The following is a 22,369-nucleotide window of genomic DNA, read 5'->3' on the forward strand; positions in this document are numbered from 1 at the left end:
GCCGGTCAGAGGCGGTCGGCGCCGACGAGACGGTCACCGGTGAAGGCGAGCAGCCAACCGCCGCCCTTGCCGGTGGTCCAGTCGCCGCACCGCCCGGCCAACCGCTCCAGCGCGCCGGGAATCACCTTGCCCTGACTGCACACCGCCGCCGGTTCCCCGGCGGCGGCCAGCGCCGCCAGGCGTGCGGCGGCGGCCAGCACGCACTCGTCGGGCTGCTGGCCGGTGCTCGGCTCGTCCAGGTCGCCGCAGACCTCGATCGGCAGATCCAGCAACGCTGCGGCCGGGTCGAGAGTCTGCACGCACCGGCGAGGCGACGCGGAGAGCAGCCGTGCCGGGCGGACCAGCCCGATCAGCGGTGCCAACGCCTGCGCCTCGGACCAGCCACGGGCGTCCAGCGGCCGCCCGGTGTCCGGGCCGGGCCAGGCCAGCCGCTTGCCGGCGTGGCCGTGCCGCACCAGCACCAGGGCCGCGGTGACCGGCGGCAGCGCCGCGAACGCGGCCAGCACCTCCACGTCGTGCGGATAGCTCACCAGGGTCATCGCGTCGTCCACAGTCAGCCAACGGACCTCGTCGACCTCGGTGTCCGGCTGGAATCCGCCAGTGCCCACCGCCCGCATCGACCAGTAGTCGACCACCTTGAGTCGGCCTTCGCTGCGGTACCGCACCGATGGCAGCCGTAGCTGCGGCGCGGCCTGCGCGTCGGCCTCCTCGGCAACCTCCCGGGCGGCGGCGAGCAACGGATGCTCGCCCGGCTCCAGCTTGCCCTTCGGTAGCGTCCAGTCCCCGTACCGGGGCCGGTGCACCAGGCACACCTCGACGCGGTCGACCCCCGCCGGTCGCCACACCACGCCGCCGGCCGCCCGGATCGCGGTCACGCCAGCCACCGGGTCCGGCGTCGCCGGCTGGCTCGCCGCCAGGCGTACGGGAAGTCGGCGCGTGCCCGCCGCACGGCCGCCCGCTCGCGTTCCAGCAGCCGGCCCGCGGCCACCGCCAACTGATGGTCGTCGGGCCGAGCCTCGGCCACCGCCCGCCAGGTCTCGGCGGCCACCGCCGCGTCCTGGTGCTCACCGAGCAGGTTCTGCACCTTCGTCAACGCCCGGGCCAGCTTCGCCGCGTCCCCGCCGAGCACCGGTGCCACCGCCGTCACCGCCGAGCGGGCCTGCTTGCCCTGCTTGCGTACGGTGTGCCACTGCTCGTCGGGCCCGGCCGGATGCAACATCGCGACGCCGCCGGGCTTCTTCGTCGTGCCGGCCAGCCGTCGCCACGGACGGGCCACGATTCGAGGCAGCACCCGCCGGGCCGGTGCGTCCGACCGGGGTGTGAGTCGCGGCGACCGGGCCGCCAGCACCAGCGCGTCGATCAGGGCGAGGTACCGGGGCGAGCGCAGCGCCTCGTCGACCCCGGTCAGCGCCTCCTCCTGCCAGCCGGCGAGCACGGCGTCCAGCCGGTCGACCGCCGCCGGATCCACCGGGCTGACCGGGTCGGCGGCGGCGGTGCGACGCAACCGCTCCCGCAGCACCTCCGCGTCCCGGGCCGGCCCCAGGGCATCCGCCAGCCACTTCAACTCGGTACGCAGCGGCCGGGCCCACGCGGGGCGGACCAGCGGCCCGAAGGTCTTCAGGTCGCTGCGCAACCGCCGGCAGGCCACTCGCATCTGATGCACGGCGGTGTCGTCGTCGCCGACCGGTGCACGCAGCCGGACCAGCGGGTCGTGCGCCAACAGCCGGGCCACCTCGCGGCGTACCGCCTCGGTTACCACCGCCGCGGCGCTCGGATCGGCCGGCAGCTCGTCCGGAGCCACCAGGTCCGGTTCGGCGGTGGCCGCCCGGCCGAGCGCGCGTACGTGCTTGGGAGTGAAGTCGCCACCCTGGGCTCCGGCAGCATTTAGCAGCTCGCTGAGCCGGTCGAGCAGTGCCGTGTCACCGGCCTTGCGCTCGACCTCCACCTCGCGGAAGGCACCTGTGGTGGCACCCTCGGCGTCCAGCACGGTGACCTGGTCGTCGACGACCTCGACCAGCACCAGGCCCGTCTCGTCGACGATCTCCTGAGCGTGCCGGACGGTACGCACCACCGCCGCCGGGGTCAGCGCGGCGCCCCGGTGGTACACCGTGACCAGTTCGACCAGCTCCGCCGGCATCGCGTCGGCGGCGCCCGGGCGGGAGATCTCGTGGCGGAGGCCGGGGCTGCCGGTGGGCAACTTCACCGTCCACGGCACCTCGTCACCCTCGCGGTACCGCAGCGAGACGCCCGCCCGGGCCAGCCGGAGATCCACGGTGTCGTGGTAGGTGGCGACGAGAGTCGCCGGTGCCAGCGCCCGGACGCTCCCCGAGGCCGGCACGGCGGGGGAGAGGTCGGGCAGCAGCCACCCGGTCTCCACCGCGAACTTCCGCTCCTCCTCGACCATCTGCCCAGCCTATTCCGATCCGGTCAGCCGGCCGTGCTGCCGACGCGACGCAGCAGCAGGTGCTGAAGGTGGCTCAGGGGCGCCTCCGGCCGGCCCGTCCGGCGGCTCCAGGTGCCGTCGCCGGCCAGCTCGAACGCGTCCACGTCCGGGCTCATCGCGGCACCGAGCACATGGTCCAGCTCGGCCCGGGCCACCGGGTCGGTGACCTGGACCAGTGCCTCGACCCGCCGATCCAGGTTGCGGTGCATCAGATCGGCGGAGCCGATCCAGAACTCCGCGTCGCCGTTGTTGCCGAAGCGGAAGACCCGCGAGTGTTCCAGGAAGCGGCCGAGGATCGAGCGCACCCGGATGTTCTCCGACAGCCCGGGTACCCCCGGTCGCAACGTGCACATGCCACGGATGATCAGGTCGACGTGCACGCCGGCCTGGGAGGCCCGGTACAGCGCGTCGGTGATCTCCTCGTCGACGAGCGAGTTGACCTTGAACTGGACGAGCCCCGGCATGCCCAGCCGGACGTGGTTGATCTCCCGTTCGATCCGCTCGATCAGGCCGCTGCGAATGCCCTGCGGTGCCACCAGCAGCCGCCGGTACGCGGTCTGCCGGCTGTACCCGGTGAGCACGTTGAACAGGTCGGTCAGGTCGGCACCGATCTCCGGGTCGGCGGTGAGCATGCCGAAGTCCTCGTAGAGCCGGGCGGTCTTCGGGTGGTAGTTGCCGGTGCCGATGTGGCAGTAACGGCGGATCTGGTTGCCCTCCTGGCGTACCACCAGGGCGGTCTTGCAGTGGGTCTTCAGACCGACCAGGCCGTACACCACGTGGCAGCCGGCCCGTTCCAGGGTGCGGGCCCACCCGATGTTCGCCACCTCGTCGAAGCGGGCCTTCAACTCGACGAGCACCACCACCTGCTTGCCGGCGGCGGCGGCGTCGACAAGCGCGTCCACGATCGGTGAGTCGCCGCTGGTGCGGTAGAGCGTCTGCTTGATGGCCAGCACGTTCGGGTCGGCGGCGGCCTGCTCGATGAAGCGTTGCACGCTTGTCGCGAAGGAGTGGTACGGATGATGCACCAGCACGTCGCCGTCGCGCAGGGTGGCGAAGACGCTGCGCGGCACCTCGCCCTCGGCGAGCCGCGGATGAGTGGCCGGGACGAACGGCGGGTCCTTCAGGTCGGGCCGGTCGGCCTCGCCGTACAGCTGCCACAGCGCGGAGAGATCCAGCAGGCCCCGGACCCGCAGCACGTCCTGGGCGTCCATGTCCAGTTCCCGGACGAGCAGTTCCAACATGTGGTCGGAGATCGAGGCGGCCACCTCCAGTCGCACCGGCGGGCCGAACCGGCGGCGGGCCAGTTCCCGCTCCAGCGCCTGGAGCAGGTCCTCGTCCCGGTCCTCGTCGACCTCGACCTCGGCGTTGCGGGTGACCCGGAACAGGTGGCACTCGACCACCTGCATGCCGGAGAAGAGCTGACCGAGGTGCACCGAGATGAGGTCTTCCACCGGCAGCATGCGGACCCCGGCCTGGTCCCGGTCGACCCGGACGAACCGAGGCACGTTGTTGGGCACCTTCACCCGGGCGAACAGCTCCGGCCCGCCGTCCGGATCGCGTACCGCGACAGCCAGGTTGAGCGACCGGCCCGAGATGTACGGGAACGGGTGGGCCGGGTCGACCGCCAGCGGCGTGAGCACCGGGAAGATCTTCTCCCGGAAGTAGGTGCGCAGCCGTTCCCGCTCGGCATCGCCGAGGTCGGACCAGCGCAGCACCCGGATGTCCTCGGCGGCGAGCCTGGGCACCAGGTCGTCGACGTAACAGGCGGCCTGCCGGGCCACCAGCGCGGCGGCCTTCTCGGAGATCAGCGCCAATTGGGTACGCAGGGGCAGCCCGTCGCCGCCCCGCACCGGTAGGCCGGCGGAGAGCCGGCGTTTCAGCCCGGCCACCCGCACCATGTAGAACTCGTCGAGGTTGCTGGCGAAGATGGCCAGGAACTTGGCCCTTTCCAGCAGCGGGTTGTTCTGGTCCTCGGCCAGGTCGAGCACCCGGGCGTTGAAGTCGAGCCAGGACAGCTCCCGGTTGAGGAACCGGTCCTCCGGCAGCGGATGGGTCGGCGTCGGGTCGTCGGCGGACTGCGGCAGGCCCGGTTCCGAGACCGGGTCCAGCACCTCCTCCAGCCCGGCGGAGGCCGCCGCCGGGTCGTTGGCCGGGGCGTCGTCGGGGACCGGGCGGGTGCTCCGGAACCGCCCGTCGGTCCCCCGGGGGCGACCTCCGTTGCGGCTGGTGGTGTCGTCGGTGGCGGCGGGGCTGGGGTGGCGTTCGCGAGGGGTGCTCACCCGCCCATAATCACCCGAACTCGGTTAACGCAAAATGAACTTGCGGCGGGTTGTCAGGACATCGTCGGCAGTGTCACGCGTACGACGTCGCCGGCGGCGTCGGTCTCCACGCGGACCCGCTGGCCGAGGCGGAGCAGGCGCAGCCCGGAGGCGTCGAATGCCCGGGCCGGGAAGGGCAGCTCGGTGCCGTCGTCCAGCAGCAGCAGCCCGCTGCGGGTCGCCGCGTCGAAGGTCGCCACCGTGCCCTGCATGCCAGCACCGTACCGAACCGTGGGGCGCGGTGCGTGAACGCCCGCGCCGTCAGGTCGAGAAGGATTCGGTGAAACAGCCGGCGGTCAGCGCCGCGGTGCGCGGACCCAGCCCGAGCCGCGCCGCGGCGGCCAGGTCGTCGGCGGTGTCCACGTCGCGCCGCAGACTCGGCCAGTCGCCGGTGAGCGGGCGGGCGCCGCTGGCCGCGTGCGCGGCGGCCGAGCCGGCTCCGAAGCGCGGATCCAGGGGTACGCCCGGCGGGGCGGCCAGCAGCACGGTGCCGGTGCCCGGCGTGTCGGCCACGAACCGACGTGTCCCCGGCGGGCCGGTCAGCGCTGCGTGCAGCGCCGCCGCCAGCTCGGCCGGCCGCAGGGCGGGCAGATCGGCGGTGAGTCCGGCCACCCAGCCGGCGACCTCCGCCACGCCGTGCCGGAACGCGGCGTTGAGCCCGGCGTCCGCGACGTCCGGCAAGACCCGGGCACCACTGGACCGGGCCGTGCCGGCGACCTGGGCGTCGTCGGTGACCACCACGATCTCGGCCACCCCGGGGCAGGCCCGCACCGCGGCCAGCGTATCGGCGGCCAGCGCCAGGGCCAGATCCTGATGGGGTACGCCCGGCAGCCCGCCACGCAGCCGGGTCTTCGCGGCTGCCAGGCGTTTGACCGGCACCACCACCGTCCAGGGCTGTGTCACACCTGCCATCCTGCCAGCCGGGCGGCGGTACCCTCACTGGCCGTACCCGGGGCGAGCAGGCATGATTTCGGCTGCGGACCTCACCGGGCTTCTCCGGTGGGCGGGTCGGGGCGGGCACGAGGAGGCACGGTGGGTCGGCGGAGGCTGGGATTCTGGCAATGGTTCGCCGTGGTGCTGGTGAAGCCGGTGATGACCGTCTGGACCCGGCGTACCTGGCGGGGCATGGAGCACCTGGACCAGGACGGTCCCGTGATCATCGTGCCGAACCACATCTCGCACGCCGATCCGCTGGTCTCCGCGCACTTCGTCTACGACGCCGGGCGGTGGCCGCAGTTCCTCGGCAAGGCGAGCGTGTTCAAGGTGCCGGTGATCGGCTGGATCCTGCACCGGTGTAAGCAGATTCCGGTCGAGCGGGGCTCGGTCGACGCGGTGAAGTCGCTGGACGCCCTGGTCAAGGCGCTCGACGAGGGCGGAGCCGTGATCATCTACCCGGAGGGCACCACCAGCCGGGAGCCGGACCTGTGGCCGATGAAGGGCAAGACCGGCGCGGCCCGGCTGGCGCTGGCCACCGGCGCCCCGGTGGTGCCGCTGGCGATGTGGGGGCCGGAACGGATCTTCGATCCGCGCCGCGCCCGGATCAACCTGCGTCCCCGGATCCCGGTGACCGTGGTCGCCGGGCCACCGATCGACCTGAGCCGCTGGGCCGGCGCCGCCCCGAGCCGCCAGGTGCTGGAGGAGATGACCGACGTGATCATGCTGCGCCTGCGGGACATGCTCGCCGACATCCGGGGCGGGACACCACCGCCGCTGTGGCAGCGCGCCACCCGCCCGCAGCCCGACCGCCAGCGCCCGGAGACGGCGGCATGAGCGAGCGTAAGCGAGTGAATCATCGATGCTGTGTGGTGGTGCCTCACGGCGGCGCCGACCGTAGGGAGGCGGCGGCGTGAGTGGGCAGGTGGCGGTGCTGGGGGCGGGATCGTGGGGTACGGCGTTCGCGAAGATCCTCGCCGACGCCGGCCGGGAGGTGACGCTCTGGGCGCGGCGACAGTCGATCGCCGACGTGATCCGCGCGGAGCGGCGTAATCCGGAGTACCTGCCCGGGGTGGTGCTGCCGGAGCGGGTCACCGGAACCGGCGACCCCGTCGAGGCGATCAAGGGCGCCGAGATGGTGGTGCTCGCGGTGCCGTCGCAGACCCTGCGCGGCAACCTCGCCGAGTGGGTGGAGCACCTGCACCCCGAGGCCACCCTGGTGTCGCTGATGAAGGGCATCGAACTCGGCACCACCAAGCGGATGAGCGAGGTGATCGTCGAGACCGCCGAGGTGGCGGCCGACCGGGTGGTGGTGGTCTCCGGCCCCAACCTGGCACCGGAGATCGCCGCGGAGCAACCCGCTGCCACCGTGGTCGCCTGCACCGATTCCGACCGGGCCACCCTGGTGCAGCGGTCGATCACCACGCCCTACTTCCGCCCGTACACCAACGACGACGTGATCGGCTGTGAGCTGGGCGGGGCGGTCAAGAACGTGATCGCGCTGGCGTACGGCATCGCCACCGCGATGGGCTTCGGGCACAACACCCGGGCGATGCTCGTCACCCGTGGGCTGGCCGAGACCGCCCGGCTCGGGGTGGCCCTCGGCGCGGATCCGCTCACCTTCGCGGGTCTCGCCGGGATGGGTGATCTGGTGGCCTCCTGCTCGTCGCCGTCGGCCCGCAACCGCACCTTCGGCGAGCACCTCGGTCGGGGCGCGTCCCTGGAGGAGGCGCGGGTGGCCACCCGGCAGACCGCCGAGGGGGTCAAGAGCGCGCTGGCGATCCGGGATCTGGCCCGCGCGCACGGGGTGGAGATGCCGATCACCGAGCAGGTCGAGCTGGTCTGCCACGAGGGGGTGGACCCGCGACTGGCGGTCCAGGCCCTGATGAGTCGCACCACGAAGCCGGAGTGAGCAGCACCATGAGCGAGCGTGACGCCCCGCAGTCGCACGACCACCCGCCGACGGGGGACGGCACCCGGTGCGTGCACGCCGGCCTGCCCGAGCCCACCCCCGGCGCGCCGTTCCTGCCTGGGCCGGTGTTCGCCGCGCCGTACCATCTCGACCCCTGGCAGGGGCCGGCGGCGTCGCCGAACGGGTACGGGCGTCCGGACAATCCGACCCGGCGGCTGCTGGAGGCCGCGGTCGGTGAGCTCGAGGGCGGCGACTGCCGGGTCTTCGCCAGCGGGCAGGCGGCGATAACCGGGCTGCTGCTGGCGGTGCTGCGGGCCGGCGACACGGTGGTGCTGCCCGCCGACGGGTACTTCCCGGTGCGTGCCTTCGCCACCGACACCCTCGCCGGCAACAGCGTACGGGTGCTGTTCGCACCGACCGTCGGGCCGTACCCGGACCTCGACGGGGTACGGCTGGTGCTGGTGGAGACGCCGGCCAACCCGGGGCTCGACGTCGTGGACCTGCCGGCGCTGGCCGAGCGGGCGCACGCCGCCGGTGCCCTGCTGGCCGTGGACAACACCACCGCCACCCCGCTCGGGCAGCGACCGCTGGACCTCGGCGCCGACGTGGTCGTGGCCTCCGGCACCAAGGCGTTGACCGGGCACTCCGATCTGTTGCTCGGCTACGTGGCCACCCGGTCGTCCGAGCTGCTGTCGACGGTCACCGCCTGGCGTACCGCGACCGGTTCGGTGCCCGGCGCGTTCGACGCCTGGCTGGCCCACCGTTCGTTGGCCACCCTCGATCTGCGCCTGGCCCGGCAGACGGCGAACGCGGCGGCGCTGGCCCGGCTGCTGGCCGACCGCACCGACGTCTCCGGCCTGCGCTGGCCGGGCCTGCCGGAGGACCCGGCGTATCCGGTGGCGACGCGGCAACTGCGCCGGATGCCGGGCGTGCTCTCCTTCGATCTCGGCAGCGCCGACCGGGTCGCCCGCTTCCTCGGCGCGGCCCGGCTGGTCGCCGCAGCGACATCCTTTGGCGGTCTGCACACCACGGCGGACCGGCGGGCGCAGTGGGGCGACGACACCGCACCCGGTTTCGTCCGGCTCTCCTGCGGGGTGGAGGACACCGCCGACCTGGTCGCCGATGTCACGGCCGCGCTGGAGGCAGCCGCCTGATGGGCGCACCGGTCTCCCCGGCCGCGTACGAAGCCCTGGTCGCCCGGTTGCGGCAGGCCGGTTGCGTGTGGGCCGAGGAGGAGGCTCGCCTGCTGATGGCGGCGGGCGGCGGCCCGCAGAGGCTGGCGGGGCTGGTCGACCGGCGGGTCGCCGGTGAGCCGCTGGAGTACCTGTTGGGCTGGGCGGAGTTCTGCGGTGAGCGGATCGACGTCGACCCGGGCGTCTTCGTGCCCCGGGCGCGTACCGCCCTGCTGGTCTCGGCGGCGGTCCGGGTGACCGGACCGGCCGCGAGCGTGGTGGAGCTGTGTTGTGGCTCCGGTGCGATCAGCCGGGTGCTGGCGCGTCGGCTCGCCGCGCCCCGGCTGCTGGCTGCGGTCGACGTGGATCCGGCGGCGGTGGCCTGCGCGCGGCGGAACCTGGCCGCCGTGGGTGCGCCGGTCTTCGTCGGTGACCTCTTCGATCCATTACCGGTGGCCTGGCGCGGTCGCCTCGACCTGGTGGTGGCCAACGCCCCGTACGTGCCGACGGCGGCGATGGCGCTGCTGCCCCCGGAGGCGCGCCGGTACGAATCCGCCGCGGCGCTCGACGGTGGGCCCGACGGGCTGGCCGTGCTGCGCCGGCTGGCTGCTGCCGCGCCGGACTGGCTCGCGCCCGGCGGGCACCTGCTGGTGGAGGTCGGCCAGGGGCAGGTCGACCGGTTCCGGGCGGTGCTGACCGAGGTCGGACTGACACCGTCGGTGGTACGCGACGAAGCCTCCGACGCCATCGCGATGCTGGGTCGATACCCGGACGACGTGGCGGGCGGGCGGTACGAGAACTAGCCTCACGTCAGGTGTGACGGCGGGAGGCGGAACTCGGGTGGACAGCGCAACGGTGGTCGTCGGGATCGACAACGGTGGCACGACCAACAACGCCACCGTGCTCACGCTCGACGGACGATTCCTGGTCGACCGCCTGGTGGAGACGCCGAGCCGGGTGCAGGAGGGCCCGGAGGCGGCGGTGGCGGCGATGGCGGACGCCTTCGACGGCGTGCTGGCCCTCACCGGGGTACCCCGCGAACAGGTCGGTGCGGTCGGTCTGGACACGCCCGGTCCGGCCAGTGCCAGCGGCGTCATCTCGTCGAAGGGCTCCACGAACTTCTCCCAGCCGGCCTGGCGCGGCTATGACGTGCGGGGCGCCCTCGAACGTCGGCTCGGGCTACCGGTGGTCTACCACAACGACGGCAACGCCGCTGCGCTCTATGCCCATCACGTCCACTTCGGGGCCGACGCGATGCGGCGCTCGTCGGTGTCGGCGATCGTCGGCACCGGACTCGGTGGCGGCCTGGTCGAGCACGGCCGGGTGATCTCCGGCGCGGCGGGAATGGCCGGCGAGTTGGGGCATGTGCATATTCCGATGAATACCGTGCTGGCGCCGGGCCAACCGGTGCCGATCTGCGCCTGCGGCTTCGCCGGTGACGTCGAGAGCGTCGTGTCGTTGACCGCGATCGAGCACAACCTGTTGCCGTACTGGTTGACCCGCTTTCCGGGGCATCCGCTGATCGGCGAGTCGCCGGAGCGCGCGGCGAAGCTGGTACGCGGCTACGGCGAGCGGGGCGACGAACTGGCCCGGGAAGTCTTCGCCCAGCAGGCGAGGGCGCTCGCCGCGCTGTTCACCATCGCGTCGAACTTCACCGATCCGCACGCGTACTTCGTCGGTGGTGGGGTGGTGGAGACGGACGCGGCGTTCCGCGACTGGTTCCTGGCCGCCGTGCGCGAGCACACCCTGCTCCGGGCGGAGCAGGCCGCGCTGGCCACCTTCGCGCTGGTGCCGGACCGTGACATGGCTGGCGCGCGGGGCGTGGCGCTGGCGGCGCTGGAGGCGGTCCGTGCGCTGCCGTCGCCGCCACCGCTGGTCGGCGACTAGACGGAGGGGCTGACCGGGCCGGCGGTGCCCTTACCGGCCCGGTCAGCGGCTCTGGGGTGCGGTCCTCCGCGGCTCAGCGGGTCGGCGGCGCCTGGGCGAAGGCGGTCCACGCCGACGGCCGGAAGATCAGCAGCGGGCCGTGCGGATCCTTGGAGTCGCGTACGGCGACAGTGCCGGGGACGACCGCCATCTCGACGCAGGCGCCCTCGTCGCCGCTGTGGCTGCTCTTGCGCCAGCCCGTCACGGTCACCGCGGCGTTGGTCGTCGGTGTCATCGCATTACCGTCCCTTCAGGAGTTTGAAGATTGCCTCGCGGCTGTCCGTCGGGCTGAGCGCGACGGTGCGCAGGTGCTCCATGATCTTGGTGCAGGTACGCAGGTCGCCGGGACGGTCGAGGATCATCTGCCCGGCGACCGTCTCCACGGAGGCGATGATCGGGTCCTCCGGGTCGGCGAATTCGAGGATGTGCAGGGAGCCCCGGGTGCCCCGGTGGTAGCCGGCGACCAGCGGGATCACCTGGACGGTGATGTTCGGTAGCTCGCTCATCTTGAGCAGGTGGCTCAGCTGACCCTGTTGCGCGGAGTCGTCACCCACCGGACGAAGCAGCGCGGCCTCGTCGAGAATCGCGTCGAAGATCGGCGGGTCCTCCTCGAAGATCCGCTGTTGCCGGTCCAGCCGCATGCGCACCCGCTCCTCGACGTCGTTGTCGCTGAGGGTGTGTGGCCCGCCCCGCATCACGCCGCGGATATAGTCGGCGGTCTGCAACAGCCCGGGCACCACCGACGGCTCGAAATTCGCGATGGCGACGGCCTCGGCCTCCAGCGCGATGAAGTCGATGGTGCGCCGGTCGAGCAGGTACGAATAGGACACCCACCAGCCGGGCTTGCGCGCGTCCTTGGCGAGTTGGACGGCGGCCGCGACCTCGTCCGCGCCGACTCCGTAGAGGGTGAGCAGCGCGCGCACGGTGGCCGGGTTGACCAGGGTCTGCGCGTTCTCGTAGCGGGAGAGCGTGCTGCGGGTGCTGTTGATCTCGTCGGCCGCGGTCTCCAGGGTGAGGCCGGCGGCCTCCCGATGGTGGCGCAGGGCGATGCCCAATCGACGGGCACGTGCGGTCTTCGGAGCCATGTATAGATGGTCGCACGTATTTGGGAAGCTGTACATGAGAGAACGCCAGTGAGAGTTGCATTCATGCCCATGGAGCTGTCAATCTGTTAGCGCGTCCTCACCGCCGGTTGTCGTGGCGACGGTGGTGGTGAGCGACCGGAGGGGATGAGGCGCGCGGCGGTCGGGTTTTCCCCCGTACCCGACCGCCGCGTGCCACGCCAGGAGGTCGGCTACCGGAAGGGAATCGACGTGCAGACTGGTCAGCGGGTTTTCGGCGAGCGCCGGGACGGCCGGCGATGACACGTTTCCTGGTGGTGCTGACCGACGTCCGCCCGTACGAGGTGGATGGTCGTAACGAGCGGCTGGCCCCGGAGCGTCGCCGCCAGGTGGTCGGCGCGAACAGTCGCGAGGCCGCCGATCGGATCGCCGGCGCCTTCATGGCACTCGGCATGGTGCGGGCCGGCCGGCAGCGGGTCAAGGTGCTCGCCATCGGCCGCCGGCACGCGTACGGCGAGCGTGAGCTGGCCGGCTGACCTCGGTCGCCCGATCACGTTCCGTATATGGCTTGTTGACCGCTTGCGGCCGTTTCGCGTTCCCGCAGGGTATCGGCTACCCCCATCCGCCACGCACAGTAAGGTCATCCGGGAGAGCGCCAGCAGTGCGTCCCGGAAAGGTGATCACAGTGACCACCCCAGGCAAGACCCGCGTGGCGATCGTCTTCGGCGGCCGCAGCCCGGAACACGGCATCTCGTGCGTCAGCGCCGGCAGCGTGCTCGGCGCGCTGGATCCGGACGAGTTCGAGGTGGTGCCGGTCGGTATCACCCGGGCCGGCCAGTGGGTGCTCACCAACGGCGACCCCGGTCAGTTGGCGATCAACGCCCGTCGGCTGCCGGAGATCACTGCGGAGTCCGGCACGGACATCGTGCTGCGCACCGACCCCACCGGCGGCGGGCTGCTCGTGCTCGACCCGACCGAAGGGCCCCGGGCGCTCGCCGACGTGGACGTGGTCTTCCCCGTGCTGCACGGCGCCTACGGTGAGGACGGCACCATCCAGGGCATGCTGGAGATGGCCGGCATCCCGTACGTCGGGGCGAAGGTCTTCGCCTCGGCCGCCGCGATGGACAAGGAGTTCACCAAGAAGCTCTGCGCCGCCGAGGGCATTCCGGTCGGTCCGTACGCGGTGCTGCGCAGCGGAACCACGCTTAGCGAGGCGGACAAGCAGCGGCTGGGCCTGCCGGTCTTCGTCAAGCCCTCCCGGGCCGGCTCGTCCTTCGGCATCACCAAGGTCAACGACTGGGCCGACCTGGACACGGCCCTCGCCACCGCCCGGGAGATCGACAGCAAGGTCCTGGTCGAGGGCACCATCGTCGGCCGGGAGATCGAGTGCGGCGTGCTGGAGGGCGAGGCCGGCGGCGCGCCGGAGGCGTCCGTGCTGGCCGAGGTCCGGGTGGTCGGCGACTACGACTTCTACGACTTCGAGGCCAAGTACATCGACGCGGAGTCCGCCTGCGAGTACGACATCCCGGCCGACCTGCCGGAGCGGGTCACCCGGCAGGTGCGCGACTACGCCGTACGCGCCTTCACCGCGCTCGACTGCGCCGGCCTGGCCCGGGTCGACTTCTTCGTCACGCCCGACCTCGACGTCTACCTCAACGAGATCAACACGATGCCCGGCTTCACGCCGACGTCGATGTTCCCCCGGATGTGGGCGGCGGCCGGCCTGGAGTACCCGAAGCTTGTCGACCGGCTCATCCGCACCGCGTTGACCAGGGGGCCGGGGCAGCACTGAGCCTCCACCCCGGCTCTGATCCGCTGCGTCAGGAGGTGCAGCCGGACGGTGCCGTGCCGGACGACCGGATCGACTCGACGATCGTGGCGGAGACCGGGGAGGCCCACTGCAACGCCTCGCCGTAGAAGTGCGGCACCCGCAGGGTCACCGCGGTCTCCCGGTCGACGGTGGTCAGCTCCGTCACGTCGGGCCCCTCCACCGCGTACCAGCAGACCGAGTTGACCAGGTAGAGGTGGTCGTCGGGCTTCACCGCCGGCTCATCGCCACCGCAGGCCACGGTGAGCGCCGGGTCGCCGTACGCGGCGTTCTGCTCCGGCCCGGCGCTAACCGGCCGCTGCGGCAGGTCGCGGATCGAGTCGGGCAGCTGGGACAGCAGGGCGCGGCAGACGACGGTCGGGCGCTCGCCAAGCTGAGGGGCGGCCATCTCGACCGGCGCCGTGGAGACCGGAGCGGGCGTGGTCGCCGACGGCTGCGGCGCGGCGGCCGGCTCCTCCGGCGAGAGGTTGCCCAGCGCGAGCGCACCCACCAGCAGGGCCACCGGCACCGCCACCGCCGTGGCGATCAGCGCCGCGCTGCGGTTGGTGCGGTCGGGTGCCTCAGCGCCCGGGCGGTCAGCCTGGGCGACGGGGGATTCAGCGTGCTCGTCCACTTACAGGCGCACCACCGAACACGTGAGGGTGCGGGTGATGCCGGGCACCATCTGCACCTTGCTGACAATTAGTTTTCCGAGCTCGTCGACGGTGTTCGCCTCGGTGAGCACGACCACGTCGTACGGCCCGGTGACCGCGTCGACGCGGACCACGCCGGCGAGATCAGCGATGAGACCGGCCACGTCACGTGCCCGGCCGACCTCTGTCTGGATGAGGATGTACGCCTGTACCACGACTCGACCTCCCTCCGTCGCCGCCTGCCAGGCGGCCCGAAGGGAGAAAGTACCTTACGGACCAGGGCAGACCCCGATCGGTGGCCAAGGAGAAGCAGTGAGCGAGCGCAGCGAGCGAACCATCAGGTTCAGTGCGGTGGTGTCTCACGGTGGCACGCAGCGCAGCGGAGTGCCGTCGTGAGCGAGCGCAGCGAGCGAACCATCAGGTTCAGTGCGGTGGTGTGTCACGGTGGCACGCAGCGCAGCGGAGTGCCGTCGTGAGCATGCGCAGCGAGCGAACCATCAGGTTCAGTGCGGTGTCGTCGTGAGTGTCGCGGGTGTCGGCGAGTTCGGGCTTATCGACCGGGTCACGGCCCGGCTGTCGTACGGCCCGACGGTGCTGCTCGGCCCCGGTGACGACGCCGCGGTGGTCGCCGCGCCGGACGCCCGGGTGGTCGCCACCACCGACGTGCTGGTCGAGGGGCGGCACTTCCGCCGGGACTGGGCCGGCCCGCACGACATCGGCCGCCGGGCGGCGGCGGCGAACCTCGCCGACGTGGCGGCCATGGGCGCGGAGCCGACCGCCCTGCTGGTGGCGCTCTGCGTACCGGAGGACGTCGACACCGGCTGGCTGGAGCAACTTGCCGACGGGCTCGGTGCCGAGGCGGCCGGTGTCGGGGCCAGTGTGGTGGGCGGGGACATGTCGGCCAGCCCCACGCTGACCATCGCGGTCACCGCGCTCGGCAGCCTGGGCGGTCGGTCACCGGTGACCCGGACCGGTGCCCGCCCCGGTGACCTGCTCGCCCTGGCCGGTCGCACCGGGTACGCGGCGGCCGGGTTCACCGTGCTCTCCCGTGGCTTCCGGACGCCCCGGCTGCTGGTCGAGGCGTACCGGCGACCGGAGGTGCCCTACCCGGCCGGGCCGCAGGCCGCCCGGCTCGGCGCCACCGCCATGATCGACGTCTCGGACGGGCTGCTCGCCGACCTCGGGCACGTGGCGAAGGCCAGCGGGGTGGCCATCGACATCGCCCGGGACGCCTTCGAGGTGCCGCCGCAGATGCGTGACGCCGCGCAGGCGCTCGGCGTCGACCCGTACGCCTGGCTGTTGGCCGGTGGCGACGACCATGCGCTCGCCGCGACCTTTCCCCCGGCGACGGCCCTGCCCCCGGGCTGGCGGGCGATCGGCCGGGTAGCCGTGGGCTCCGGTGTGACGGTGGACGGCCTACCGTTCGACGGGCCGGCCGGATGGGACCATTTTCGCTGACCGCAGGCCACCCCGCAGGGCGCGGCCGGCCGCGTCGTACCCTGCACGGGTGCACGAGATCGAGATCCACACGGTGCCGTTCGACTCGCCGGAAGCCCAGCGGTTGATCACCGCGACGCTGGCTGACCTGAGCGCCCGGTACGGCGGCAGCGGCGACGAGACCCCGGTCGACGCGCGCGAGTTCGTGCCGCCGGCCGGGGCGTTCCTGGTCGCCCGGATCGACGGGCAGCCGGTGGGCTGCGGCGGCTGGCGCAGCCACGGCGAGGAGACCGCCGAGGTGAAGCGGATGTACACCGCGCCGCAGGCCCGGGGGCGGGGCGTGGCCCGCACTGTGCTGGCGGCAATCGAACGCTCGGCCCGTGAGCACGGGCGCCGACGGATCATCCTGGAGTGCGGTGACCGGCAGCCCGAGGCGATCGCGTTGTACAAGGCGGCCGGCTACGAGCGGATCCCCAACTTCGGCTTCTACGCCGACGAGCCCGGCTGCCTGTCGTTCGGTCGCATGCTCTGAGCATCCCGCTCGCCGCGCACCCGACACCGGCCTGCGGACACGACAAAACCGGCGGGCCCGCTGAGGCCCGCCGGTGCTGACAGTCGTGATGTCCCGGTGCTACCGCGTCAGGCGCGGGCGACCTTGCCGGCCTTGATGCAGGACGTGCAGACCTTCAACTTCTTGGTCGTGCCGCCACCGGCCGGGGTGCGCACCGACTGGATGTTCGGGTTCCAGCGGCGGTTGGTCCGCCGGTGCGAGTGGGACACGTTGTGGCCGAAGCCCGGCCCCTTGCCACAGACGTCACACACGCTAGCCACGGGATACTCCTGGGATTGAAACGTTCATGAGGTCGGCACCAGGCGCAGCCCGGGCAACCTGGCCAGGGTACCCGATGCGGAAGTCGCCTGCCCAACCGGGCTCGGCCACCGCGACGGCGCAGCAGGCGATGCGGACGGCAGCGCGCCCGCGAAACCCTGATCTGGGCCGGACCCGCCCGGTGTCGGGCGAGTGTCAGCGTACGCCAGTAGGCTGCCACCGTGCTGGACACCCTCGACGCCGCCGCCGTGCGCCGCTGGTGCGCCAGCGGCCTGGCCGCGCTCAAGCGGCACCAGGGTGAGATCGACGAGCTGAACGTCTACCCGGTGCCCGACGGTGACACCGGCACCAACCTGGTGCTCACCCTCACCTCCGCGCAGCAGGCGCTGGCGATGGATCTCGACACCCACGCCGACGGCATGTCGACCGCCCACGGGCACGCGTTGCGCCTGATGGCCCGGGGTGCCCTGCTCGGCGCGCGGGGCAACTCCGGGGTGATCCTGTCGCAGATCCTGCGGGGTCTCGCCGACACCCTGGCCGCCGTCCCGCAGGTGCGGGGCCGGGAGCTGGCCGCAGCTCTGCGGGAGGCCACCGACGCGGCGTACACGGCGGTGTCCCGCCCGGTCGAGGGCACTCTGCTCTCCGTCGTCTCGGCCGCCGCCGACGCGGCCGAGCAGGCTGGCAGCGACGAGCTGCGCGTGGTGGCCCGGGCCGCGGCAAACGCGGCGGCCGGCGCGCTGGCCCGCACCCCCGAGCAGTTGCCGGCGCTGGCCCGGGCGGGGGTGGTCGACGCCGGTGGGCAGGGGCTGTGCCTGCTGCTCGACGCCCTCGTCGAGGTGGTCACGGGGGAGAACCCGGTGCGGCCGGCGCCCAGTCCTCCGCTGGTGCGCCCGCCGGTCACCGTCGCCCGGGAGACCGGCTCGGCCGAGTACGCCTACGAGGTGCAGTTCCTGCTCGACGCCGAGCCCGCCGCGGTGGAGCGGATGCGGGAGACCCTGCTCACCATCGGCGACTCCCTGGTGGTCGTCGGCGACCAGGGCACCTGGCAGGTCCACGTGCACGTCAACGACGTCGGCGCGGCGATCGAGGCGGGTGTGGTGGCCGGCCGCCCGCACCAGATCGCGGTGACCCGCTTCGTCGACCATCCGGAGCCCGTACCGTCCCGGTTGCCCGACGGGCGGGCCGCCGTGGTGGTGGCCGCCGGCGCCGGGATCGCCGAGCTGCTCGCCGCCGAGGGCGCGGTGGTGGTGCCCGGCAACCCTTCGACCGGTGAACTGCTCGACGCGGTACGCGCCACCGGCGCGGCCCGGGTGGTGGTGCTGCCCAACGACCCGGACGCGCAGGCGGTGGCCAACCAGGTCACCGAGGAGGCGCACCGGCTGGGGGTGGAGGTGGCGGTGGTGCCGACCCGGTCACCGGTGCAGGCGCTGGCGGCGCTCGCCGTGCGCGATCCGCAGCGCCGCTTCGCCGACGACGTGATCGCGATGGCCGAGGCCGCCGGCGCCTGCCGGTACGCCGAGGTGTGCCGGGCCGGCCGCGAGGCGCTCACCGTCGCCGGCCCGTGCCGCGCCGGTGACGTGCTCGCCCTGGTCGAGGGCGAGGTGAATCTGATCGGCGCCGACCTGGTGGACACCTCCGTCGCGCTTGTCGACCGGATGCTCGGCGGTGGCGGCGAGCTGGTCACCCTGCTCGTCGGGGCCGACGCGCCCGACGGGCTGGTCGAGGCGGTGCGCGCGCACCTCACGGCGCGCTGGCCGTTCGTGGAGGTGCAGGTGTATCCGGGCGGGCAACCACACCATCCCCTGCTGGTCGGTGTCGAATGACCGCCGATCCGTCCGACCTGGACACGCCGCTGAAGAAGCTGGTCGGGGAGAAGACCGCCAAGGCGCTGGCCGGCCATCTCGACCTGCACACCGCGGGTGATCTCATCTACCACTTCCCCCGCCGCTACGACGAGCGTGGCGAGCACACCGACATCCGCGCGTTGGACGTCGGCGAGCAGGTCACCGTGCTGGCCCAGGTGCAGCGCACCGCCGTACGCCCGATGCGGCAGCGGCGGGGCAATCTGCTGGAGGTGACCGTCGGCGACGGCTCCGGCGGCAGCCTCACCCTCACCTTCTTCGGCAACCAGGCGTGGCGCGAACGCGAACTGCGGCCCGGCCGGTGGGGACTGTTCGCCGGAAAGGTCACCGAGTTCCGCGGCCGGCGGCAGCTCAACGGGCCGGAGTACGTCCTGCTGGGGGAGCAGACCGACACCGAGGCGGCGGCCAGCGAGCAGATCGAGGAGTTCGCCGGTGCGCTCATTCCGGTCTACCCGGCCGCTGCGGCGGTGCCCACCTGGGTGATCGCCCGCTGCGTACGGGTGGTGCTGGACACGGTGGCCCCGCCGGACGATCCGTTGCCGGCGACGGTACGGGCCAGCCGGAACCTGGTCGGTCTGGGCACCGCCCTCCGGGAGATCCATCGGCCGTCCAGCCGGGAGGAGCTGTACCGGGCCCGTCGGCGGCTGAAGTGGGACGAGGCGTTCGCCGTGCAGGTGACCCTGGTCCGGCGCAAGCGGGACGCCGCCGCGTCCCCCGCGCGTCCCCGGCCCGGGCGGTCGGGCGGTCTGCTCGACGCGTTCGACGCCCGGCTGCCGTACGAGCTGACCGCCGGCCAACGTGACGTCGGCGTGGAGATCGCCGCCGACCTCGCCACCGGTCATCCGATGCACCGCCTGTTGCAGGGCGAGGTCGGCTCCGGCAAGACAGTGGTGGCGCTGCGGGCGATGCTCCAGGTGGTCGACGCGGGCGGGCAGGCCGCGCTGCTGGCCCCGACCGAGGTGCTCGCCGCCCAGCATCACCGGGGCATGCTCGACCTGCTCGGCCCGCTCGCCCAGGCCGGCGAGCTGGGTGCCGCCGAGCACGCCACCCGGGTGGAACTGGTCACCGGCTCGCTGGGCGCGGCGGCCCGGCGTCGGGCGCTGGCCGAGGTCGCCAGCGGCGCAGCCGGCATCGTGCTCGGCACCCACGCCCTGCTCTACGAGGGGGTCGACTTCGCCGATCTCGGTCTGGTCGTGGTCGACGAGCAGCACCGGTTCGGCGTCGAGCAGCGGGACGCGTTGCGGGCCAAGGCGGATCAGCCGCCGCACGTACTGGTGATGACCGCCACCCCGATCCCTCGTACGGTGGCCATGACGGTCTACGGCGACCTGGAGATCTCCACCCTGTCCCAACTGCCGCGCGGTCGTTCACCTATCGCCTCGCACGTCGTACCGGCTGCGGAGAAGCCGGCCTTTCTCGACCGGGCCTGGCGTCGGCTGCGTGAGGAGGTGGCCGCCGGCCACCAGGCGTACGTGGTCTGCCCCCGGATCGGAGATTCGACGTCCGGGGCCGAGGAGGAGCCGCCGACGGTCGACGACTCGGAACGGCGGCCACCGCTGGCGGTGACCGAGGTCGCGCCGTTGCTGGCCGACGGGCCGTTGCACGGTCTGCGGATCGGGGTCCTGCACGGCCGGCTGCCGGCCGACGAGAAGGACGCGGTGATGCGGTCCTTCGCCGCCGGTGAGCTGGACGTGCTGGTGGCCACCACGGTGGTCGAGGTGGGGGTGGACGTACCCAACGCGACGATGATGGTGGTGCTGGACGCGGACCGGTTCGGCGTCTCGCAACTGCACCAGTTGCGTGGCCGGGTGGGCCGGGGCAGCGCGCCCGGGCTCTGTCTGCTGGTGAGCGAGGCGGCCGAGGGCAGCGGGGCACGGGAGCGGCTGGACGCGGTCGCCTCCACCACGGACGGTTTCAAGCTCGCCGAGCTGGACCTGGAACAGCGGCGGGAGGGGGACGTCCTGGGTGCCACCCAGTCCGGCCGTCGTTCGCACCTGCGCCTGCTGTCGTTGCTGCGCGACGCGGACCTGATCCGGGACGCGCGGGCGGAGGCCATCGCGTTGGTCGAGGAGGATCCGGAGCTGACCCGGCATCCGGCGCTCGCCGCCTCGGTGGCCGCGCTTGTCGACGCCGACCGCGCCGAGTACCTCGAAAAGGGCTGACCGAGCCGCTGGCCCCGCCGATCCCCGCGCGCCGACCGCCGCGAACCTGCCCGGGACAGCGAACCGCCCCGGTCACCCGTGGAACGGGGTGACCGGGGCGGGCACGCTCAACTCGGCTCAGGCGGTGAAGTGGATCCGCCGCCGCCGTGCCATCACGAACAGGACCGCGCCCAGCGCCAGCAGGGCGATCGCGCCTGCGGCGATGCCGCCGGCCGCAGCGCCGGTCACCGGCAGGCCCGGCTCCTCGTCGCCGCCGCCACCGCCGCCGCAGCCCTCGGGGGCGTAGACGACCTCAAGCTCCAGGCCCAGCTCCGGCAGGACGACCAGCGCCGCCTCCTCGTCACCGGCCGGGAAGGTGACCTTCTCCGACGAACCCGGCGCGACGGTGCGGGTCTCGGTCTTGTCGCCGTAGGTGAACTCGACCTTGACCGGCATGCCACCCTCCGGGTTCGACGCGGTCAGCCCGAAGGTCTCGCAGTCCGCGTCGGTGGTCACCGTCGGCAGCGGGCAGTCCTCGGGACGCTCCCAGGAGTACGTGCCGTTCTCGATGACCTCGCCGTCGACCAGCACCTCGATCTTGCCGGCGTTCTCGGCGGGCACCACGGTCTCGTTGTCGGCCTTGCCCGGCGCGACCGTGACGGTCTTGGTCCAGCCGTTCTCGGCCCGGACCTCGAACTCGACCGGGTACTTGGAGATCGAACCGTCGTTGCTCAGCGAGACGGTGACGCTGCCGTCGCAGGCGGAGGCGAAGGTGGACGCCGGGGTGGTGCAGTTCTTGCTGCCGCCGTTGTACCAGCCCTGCGGGCCCGACGAGCGGTTGCCGGGAGCACCCTTGTCGCCCAGCTTCTTCGAGCCGTAGCGCGGGCCGTCCTCGACCAGCGGGTCGATGACCTCGTCGACGCCGCCCCAGATCAGGTCGACCTGGGTGTGGCAGTCCGGGACACCGACGTTCAGCTCGATCTCGTTCTGGCCGGCGCCGAGGAAGTCGCTGTCCGGCTCGCCGTAGACGTACTGCGGGGTGGCGAACTGGGGGCGCGGGGCGAAGTACGACACCAGGGTGAAGTACTGCTTCTCCTCGCCGCACAGCGGCAGGTCACCCTCCAGCTTGACCGTCGCGGTGCCCTTCGGGCCGTCGAAGGTGTGGCTGTACTTCGCCTCGCTGGCGTCGACGCACTTCGGCGCCGGGGTGCACGCACCGTCGGCGGCGAGGTTGATGGTGCCCTCGTTGGTCCTCTCCCGACGGTTGTCCCAGCGGCCCTCGACGATGAGCTTGGCGCTCTCGGTGGCGCCCGGAACACGCTGAACGGCCTGGACCGAGCCGCCCCGGGGGATCGCCACGCCCTGCAGGTCGACGGGGTCGGCGCCCGGCACGAGAACCTGGACCGGAGTCGACGGCTCGGCGGTCACCTTCTTGACCGTGGCGGCAGTCCTGCGCTCGCTGTTGGCCACCGTCCACGTGATCACCCGCTCACCACTGAGCTGGTCGCAGACGACGGTGGCGGTGATGGTGGTGTGGTGGGCGCTGGCGGGGGTGGCCACCGCCGCTGCTCCGGTCAGGCCGATGAGGGCGGCTGCCAGGACAGCCAGCGGCCGCCGGAGCGACAGCTTGGGTCGGATCACGCGTACTCCCGGGGTGAAGAGCGTCAGGGTCGGCGCGGGCGGGACGGACGGCGCTGGCGGCAGGTGCCGCGCCTGAGAGGGTGCCTCCCGTGCCGATGACCGGCGGCCATGACGCCGGCACCGGGCAGACCCTAGCGAGATCGTGAGAAACGAAACAGCCCTCAGGGAAGCTTAAGTGAGATGTTATGAATGTGAGATCATTGATCTACCCACGGTGATCATACGGGGGCCGCC

The 22,369-nt window shown here is 72.7% G+C and carries 22 protein-coding genes; 11 read left to right on the plus strand and 11 right to left on the minus strand.

The annotated features are described in order from the left end of the window. Positions 1 to 5 precede the first annotated feature (5 nt). From ACN26Z_RS08430 to cofC, 5 genes are read right to left on the minus strand one after another with little or no spacing between them, the layout of a single operon-like run. On the minus strand, positions 6 to 884 hold the full coding sequence (locus tag ACN26Z_RS08430) for an NUDIX hydrolase (protein WP_421460573.1): 879 nt from the start codon (positions 882 to 884) through the stop codon (positions 6 to 8). Beyond that, positions 872 to 2,404 carry a CHAD domain-containing protein gene (locus tag ACN26Z_RS08435; protein ID WP_421460574.1) on the minus strand — a complete coding sequence of 511 codons (1,533 nt, stop codon included), beginning with the start codon at positions 2,402 to 2,404 and terminating at the stop codon, positions 872 to 874. The genes ACN26Z_RS08430 and ACN26Z_RS08435 overlap by 13 nt, the downstream gene beginning before the upstream one ends. A 23-nt stretch (positions 2,405 to 2,427) precedes the next feature. Beyond that, a complete protein-coding gene (locus tag ACN26Z_RS08440; RefSeq protein WP_282239715.1) occupies positions 2,428 to 4,722 on the minus strand; it encodes an RNA degradosome polyphosphate kinase in 2,295 nt (764 codons plus the stop codon). A 53-nt stretch (positions 4,723 to 4,775) separates the two neighbouring features. Next, positions 4,776 to 4,973: a cold-shock protein gene (locus ACN26Z_RS08445; protein WP_093401734.1), complete on the minus strand. Its 198-nt coding sequence runs from the start codon at positions 4,971 to 4,973 to the stop codon at positions 4,776 to 4,778. Between the two features lie 49 nt (positions 4,974 to 5,022). Further along, positions 5,023 to 5,664: a 2-phospho-L-lactate guanylyltransferase gene (gene cofC, locus ACN26Z_RS08450; protein WP_421460576.1), complete on the minus strand. Its 642-nt coding sequence runs from the start codon at positions 5,662 to 5,664 to the stop codon at positions 5,023 to 5,025. Between the two features lie 129 nt (positions 5,665 to 5,793). Here cofC and ACN26Z_RS08455 point away from each other — a divergent pair, with 129 nt between their 5' ends. From ACN26Z_RS08455 to ACN26Z_RS08475, 5 genes are all read left to right on the plus strand, one after another. Continuing rightward, on the plus strand, positions 5,794 to 6,531 hold the full coding sequence (locus ACN26Z_RS08455) for a lysophospholipid acyltransferase family protein (protein ID WP_093401732.1): 738 nt from the start codon (positions 5,794 to 5,796) through the stop codon (positions 6,529 to 6,531). 76 nt (positions 6,532 to 6,607) lie between these two features. After that, positions 6,608 to 7,606 carry an NAD(P)H-dependent glycerol-3-phosphate dehydrogenase gene (locus ACN26Z_RS08460; RefSeq protein WP_093401731.1) on the plus strand — a complete coding sequence of 333 codons (999 nt, stop codon included), beginning with the start codon at positions 6,608 to 6,610 and terminating at the stop codon, positions 7,604 to 7,606. 8 nt (positions 7,607 to 7,614) lie between these two features. Next, the gene (locus ACN26Z_RS08465; RefSeq protein ID WP_421460578.1) at positions 7,615 to 8,760 is read left to right on the plus strand and encodes a cystathionine gamma-lyase; all 1,146 of its coding nucleotides are present in this window, start codon (positions 7,615 to 7,617) and stop codon (positions 8,758 to 8,760) included. Further along, positions 8,760 to 9,581, plus strand: coding sequence for a putative protein N(5)-glutamine methyltransferase (locus tag ACN26Z_RS08470; RefSeq protein ID WP_421460579.1), 822 nt, complete (start codon positions 8,760 to 8,762; stop codon positions 9,579 to 9,581). Before ACN26Z_RS08465 ends, ACN26Z_RS08470 begins: the two co-directional genes overlap by 1 nt. Before the next feature lie 37 nt (positions 9,582 to 9,618). Further along, on the plus strand, positions 9,619 to 10,665 hold the full coding sequence (locus ACN26Z_RS08475; RefSeq protein WP_232511032.1) for an ROK family protein: 1,047 nt from the start codon (positions 9,619 to 9,621) through the stop codon (positions 10,663 to 10,665). A gap of 73 nt (positions 10,666 to 10,738) precedes the next feature. Here ACN26Z_RS08475 and ACN26Z_RS08480 read toward each other — a convergent pair whose 3' ends face one another. Both ACN26Z_RS08480 and ACN26Z_RS08485 read right to left on the minus strand, forming a co-directional pair. Continuing rightward, positions 10,739 to 10,939, minus strand: coding sequence for a DUF397 domain-containing protein (locus ACN26Z_RS08480; RefSeq protein ID WP_282239710.1), 201 nt, complete (start codon positions 10,937 to 10,939; stop codon positions 10,739 to 10,741). Positions 10,940 to 10,943: 4 nt separating this feature from the next. Next, the gene (locus ACN26Z_RS08485; RefSeq protein ID WP_093401728.1) at positions 10,944 to 11,789 is read right to left on the minus strand and encodes a helix-turn-helix domain-containing protein; all 846 of its coding nucleotides are present in this window, start codon (positions 11,787 to 11,789) and stop codon (positions 10,944 to 10,946) included. A gap of 275 nt (positions 11,790 to 12,064) precedes the next feature. On the opposite strand from ACN26Z_RS08485, the gene ACN26Z_RS08490 reads away from it, so the two are divergent. Both ACN26Z_RS08490 and ACN26Z_RS08495 read left to right on the plus strand, forming a co-directional pair. Then, entirely contained in the window at positions 12,065 to 12,301 is a 237-nt protein-coding gene (locus ACN26Z_RS08490; RefSeq protein ID WP_093401727.1) for a hypothetical protein, read from the plus strand. Positions 12,302 to 12,450: 149 nt separating this feature from the next. Beyond that, positions 12,451 to 13,557, plus strand: a complete 1,107-nt coding sequence (locus ACN26Z_RS08495; protein WP_421460581.1) for a D-alanine--D-alanine ligase family protein — start codon at positions 12,451 to 12,453, stop codon at positions 13,555 to 13,557. Between the two features lie 28 nt (positions 13,558 to 13,585). On the opposite strand, the gene ACN26Z_RS08500 is transcribed toward ACN26Z_RS08495, so the two are convergent. Together ACN26Z_RS08500 and ACN26Z_RS08505 are read right to left on the minus strand one after the other, a co-directional pair. After that, positions 13,586 to 14,206, minus strand: coding sequence for a DUF3515 family protein (locus tag ACN26Z_RS08500; RefSeq protein WP_421460582.1), 621 nt, complete (start codon positions 14,204 to 14,206; stop codon positions 13,586 to 13,588). Next, on the minus strand, positions 14,207 to 14,440 hold the full coding sequence (locus ACN26Z_RS08505) for an Lrp/AsnC ligand binding domain-containing protein (RefSeq protein ID WP_013284547.1): 234 nt from the start codon (positions 14,438 to 14,440) through the stop codon (positions 14,207 to 14,209). Positions 14,441 to 14,744: 304 nt separating this feature from the next. On the opposite strand from ACN26Z_RS08505, the gene ACN26Z_RS08510 reads away from it, so the two are divergent. Together ACN26Z_RS08510 and ACN26Z_RS08515 are read left to right on the plus strand one after the other, a co-directional pair. After that, on the plus strand, positions 14,745 to 15,683 hold the full coding sequence (locus ACN26Z_RS08510) for a thiamine-phosphate kinase (protein ID WP_421460583.1): 939 nt from the start codon (positions 14,745 to 14,747) through the stop codon (positions 15,681 to 15,683). A gap of 49 nt (positions 15,684 to 15,732) precedes the next feature. Continuing rightward, positions 15,733 to 16,194, plus strand: a complete 462-nt coding sequence (locus ACN26Z_RS08515) for a GNAT family N-acetyltransferase (protein WP_421460584.1) — start codon at positions 15,733 to 15,735, stop codon at positions 16,192 to 16,194. A gap of 107 nt (positions 16,195 to 16,301) precedes the next feature. On the opposite strand, the gene rpmB is transcribed toward ACN26Z_RS08515, so the two are convergent. Further along, the gene (gene rpmB / locus ACN26Z_RS08520; RefSeq protein WP_093401721.1) at positions 16,302 to 16,493 is read right to left on the minus strand and encodes a 50S ribosomal protein L28; all 192 of its coding nucleotides are present in this window, start codon (positions 16,491 to 16,493) and stop codon (positions 16,302 to 16,304) included. A gap of 219 nt (positions 16,494 to 16,712) precedes the next feature. Here rpmB and ACN26Z_RS08525 point away from each other — a divergent pair, with 219 nt between their 5' ends. Continuing rightward, on the plus strand, positions 16,713 to 18,314 hold the full coding sequence (locus ACN26Z_RS08525; RefSeq protein WP_421460585.1) for a DAK2 domain-containing protein: 1,602 nt from the start codon (positions 16,713 to 16,715) through the stop codon (positions 18,312 to 18,314). Next, entirely contained in the window at positions 18,311 to 20,515 is a 2,205-nt protein-coding gene (gene recG / locus ACN26Z_RS08530) for an ATP-dependent DNA helicase RecG (RefSeq protein WP_282239705.1), read from the plus strand. The genes ACN26Z_RS08525 and recG overlap by 4 nt, the downstream gene beginning before the upstream one ends. Before the next feature lie 117 nt (positions 20,516 to 20,632). On the opposite strand, the gene ACN26Z_RS08535 is transcribed toward recG, so the two are convergent. Then, positions 20,633 to 22,135: a cell wall anchor protein gene (locus tag ACN26Z_RS08535; RefSeq protein ID WP_421460587.1), complete on the minus strand. Its 1,503-nt coding sequence runs from the start codon at positions 22,133 to 22,135 to the stop codon at positions 20,633 to 20,635. Between the last annotated feature and the right edge of the window lie 234 nt (positions 22,136 to 22,369).

Source organism: Verrucosispora sp. WMMD703 (assembly GCF_049178935.1).
In the GTDB taxonomy this organism is placed as follows: Bacteria; Actinomycetota; Actinomycetes; order Mycobacteriales; family Micromonosporaceae; genus Micromonospora; species Micromonospora sediminimaris.